Origin of the sequence: Stenotrophomonas sp. SrG (assembly GCF_050031795.1) — a bacterium.
GTDB lineage: Bacteria > Pseudomonadota > Gammaproteobacteria > Xanthomonadales > Xanthomonadaceae > Stenotrophomonas > Stenotrophomonas rhizophila_A.
This window is the reverse complement of sequence record NZ_JBNBBE010000137.1, coordinates 1-292: the sequence shown is the minus strand read 5'-3', so window position 1 is coordinate 292 and position 292 is coordinate 1. Positions and strand designations below refer to the sequence as shown.

The following is a 292-nucleotide window of genomic DNA, read 5'->3' as shown; positions in this document are numbered from 1 at the left end:
CGGCACGTCTGGGCCGCGATCGCGCGCCACCAGCACCAGCTGGCTGCTGGGGGAACCCAGCCCGTCGTACAGGCACATGTCCAGCACGGCCTCGCCGCCGACGCTGGCCGGCGGTGGTCCGGCCCGCAACTGCAACTGCAGGTCCATCGGCGCGGCAGAGCCGCCGTGCTCGGGCAGGTGGATGGCCGCCCGCGCGGTATCGGTCACCGTGACCTCCAGCACGCATACGTGCCGGCCGCGTACCGCGCCGCCCACGCCACCGCGCACGTCCAGGTGCAGCTCGGCCCGCCAG

Annotated in this window: 1 protein-coding gene; it reads right to left on the bottom strand. The window is 75.0% G+C overall.

All coding sequences use genetic code 11. From position 1 onward, the window contains the following. A partial coding sequence (locus ACQG3P_RS19290; RefSeq protein WP_426805937.1) for a CfaE/CblD family pilus tip adhesin occupies nt 1–292 on the bottom strand: 292 nt, incomplete at both ends.